Annotated in this window: 3 protein-coding genes and 1 pseudogene; 2 read left to right on the forward strand and 2 right to left on the reverse strand. The window is 71.4% G+C overall.

Going from position 1 to position 2,251, the window contains the following annotated elements; all coding sequences use genetic code 11:
- Positions 1-34: 34 nt before the first annotated feature.
- Both JNW89_RS35275 and JNW89_RS35280 read right to left on the reverse strand, forming a co-directional pair.
- Positions 35-181, reverse strand: coding sequence for a hypothetical protein (locus tag JNW89_RS35275; protein WP_238452324.1), 147 nt, complete (start codon positions 179-181; stop codon positions 35-37).
- A 205-nt stretch (positions 182-386) separates the two neighbouring features.
- Positions 387-554 carry a DUF5679 domain-containing protein gene (locus tag JNW89_RS35280; protein WP_165945332.1) on the reverse strand — a complete coding sequence of 56 codons (168 nt, stop codon included), beginning with the start codon at positions 552-554 and terminating at the stop codon, positions 387-389.
- A 513-nt stretch (positions 555-1,067) separates the two neighbouring features.
- On the opposite strand from JNW89_RS35280, the pseudogene JNW89_RS35285 reads away from it, so the two are divergent.
- A pseudogene (locus tag JNW89_RS35285) lies at positions 1,068-1,597 on the forward strand (M48 family metallopeptidase).
- A gap of 232 nt (positions 1,598-1,829) precedes the next feature.
- A partial coding sequence (locus tag JNW89_RS35290; protein ID WP_238452325.1) for a hypothetical protein occupies positions 1,830-2,251 on the forward strand: 422 nt, incomplete at its 3' end.

A 2,251-nucleotide genomic window follows, 5' to 3' on the forward strand; every position in this document is an offset into this window, starting at 1 on the left:
GGTGGGCCGACGGCCCGGCGACGCCGTCAGCCGGTCACTGTTCGTCGTCGAGGACCTCGGTCCGGTCGTCGCGCGTGACGGTCACCGGAGGGTGCTCGTCGGGCTGGGGCGCCTGCGCCAAGGTGTGGTGGGGATCCCCGTCGGGGGAGTAGAGCAGGGTCGGGTGGGTCGAGGGGCTCATGACGACGGATCGTGACCGAGTCCGCGCTGTCCGTCGATCGTTGTCCACAGGTGCGCGGCGCTCTGTCCAGCGCTGTCCACAGGAAGCGGCGGGATATCCACAACCGGCGGGTAACTCTGTCGCCCTCCCGACAGCGTCGTCCCCCCGGGAACGGCGCGGGGGAGGGGCGGCCGCCGGCCACCCCTCCCCCCGGAACGCGTACGCGTCAGACCTTGGCCTTGCCCAGGATGCGGTTCACTGTTGTGCCGCACACCGGACACTTGCCCTTGGCCATGTTCATCCCGGTCTTCGAAACCTCGATGCGCCCCTCGAAGTCCCGCTTCTCCTTGCACTTGACGCAGTAACCGTTGTAGGTCTGGGCCTGGTCGGCCACGGTAGCCTCCTCGTCTCGTCCGCCGGGCGAGCCGGCCCGGCGGGTCTCCCGGCGGCGGGCCACGCGGGGCCCAGGCGCTGGGTCTTTCTCCGCGGACACCTTCGTGACCGCTGGTTGGCGGACCCTACCCAGATCTGGGCGAATCCATGTCAGCTGTGCATCGACACTGTGAGGAAGTCGACGTCGAGAGTGTGCATGCCGGAATGGGCCGGATTAGTGAGTTTGCCGGGGACACGCCGGTTGGAGACCCCCAAACACGCCCGCACGGGGCCCGAGCGGCGCAGCGGAGGGTGATCACCTACGGTGGGTGGGACGCGAGCGTCGAGTGCCTCTCCGGCCGCCACGAAGGGTGATCGGGGCGGCCCGACATGGTCGTCGACAGTTTTTTTCGGGACTCCTCGCGACCAACCACCATTTTCCGGGCGCGTGTCGCGGTGTTGACCCTTGCGGACCCCTGGTCAGTACGCATTAGCTTTCCCTCGTGGCAGGAATGCACGGCTGCGCGGCCCACTGATGGCTGGGGCGCGGAAGCCGGTCGTCGAGGTACGGCGCAGTCAGCGCCGGCGACGCACGGTGTCCGCCTACCGCGACGGGGAGCGGGTCGTGGTGCTGATCCCCGACCAGTTCTCCCGGGCCGAGGAGAGCGAGTGGGTCGACCGGATGCTCGCCCGGCTCGCCGCCCGTGAGGGCCGGCTCGCCCGCTCCGACACCGAACTGCTCGACCGGGCGCTGCGCCTGATCAACCTCTACCTTCCCGACCAGGGCAGCGACGCCCTGCCCGCCAGCGTCCGCTGGGTCACCAACCAAAACGGCCGGTGGGGGTCCTGCACCCCGGCGACCGGACCATCCGGATCTCGCACCGCCTCCAGGACATGCCGGACTGGGTGCTCGACTACGTGCTGCTGCACGAGCTGGCACACCTGATCGTGCCCAGTCACAACGCCCGGTTCTGGGAGCTCGTCGGTCGGTACCCGAAGACCGAGCGGGCCCGCGGCTACCTGGAAGGCGTCGCCGCCGCCTCTGCCGTACCCGTCCCCGGCTGACCCGCGCCGCTCCGCCCGGCCCGCTCCCGCCACCGCGCGGCGGGTGGGGCGCACGAGGGCCTGTGTCAAAGCCCCTGGCCGGCCTGCGGCGGGCCCAGACGCCGACCGGCCGCGTTGGAGATCCGTCCGGATACAACACCGGTATCCGGACGAATATCCGCCTTGCCGGATCGCCGCCTGGACTCCGCCTCGGCTCGACCGAGGACTTTGACACAGGCCCTAGGGTCGGAGGGTGACCCGACGTGTGGTGGTGGCGTTGCTCGGCCCGGTGACCTGGGCGCCGCCGGGAATCGATCCGGTGGACTGGCGCACCGCGCTGGCCGAGGACACCGTCGACATGCTCGCCACGCTCAGCGAGGTGGAGACCGCGGTGGCGGTCACCCCGGCGGACCGCTGGCTCGCCGACGCCGTGATCTGGCCGGGTACCGCCGTGCACGAGGTGCCCGAGCCGACGGTGAACGCCGTACTGGCCGCGCTGACCGGGTACGACCAGGCGGCCGTGGTGGCCGCCGACGCCCCGGACCTGCCCGGCCTGACCCTGGGCAAGCTGCTCCGGCCGCTCACCAGCCGGCCCGTGGCGGTCGCCCCGGTCGAGGGGGAGGGGTCCGGCCTGCTCGGGGTGGCGACCCGGCTGCCCGTACCCGGATGGTTGCC

The organism is Micromonospora sp. 4G55, assembly GCF_016803375.1.

Bases quoted from the DNA above. Each gene is read 5' to 3' on its own strand.
- JNW89_RS35275 (WP_238452324.1), bottom strand. From the start codon at position 181: ATGAGCCCCTCGACCCACCCGACCCTGCTCTACTCCCCCGACGGGGAT.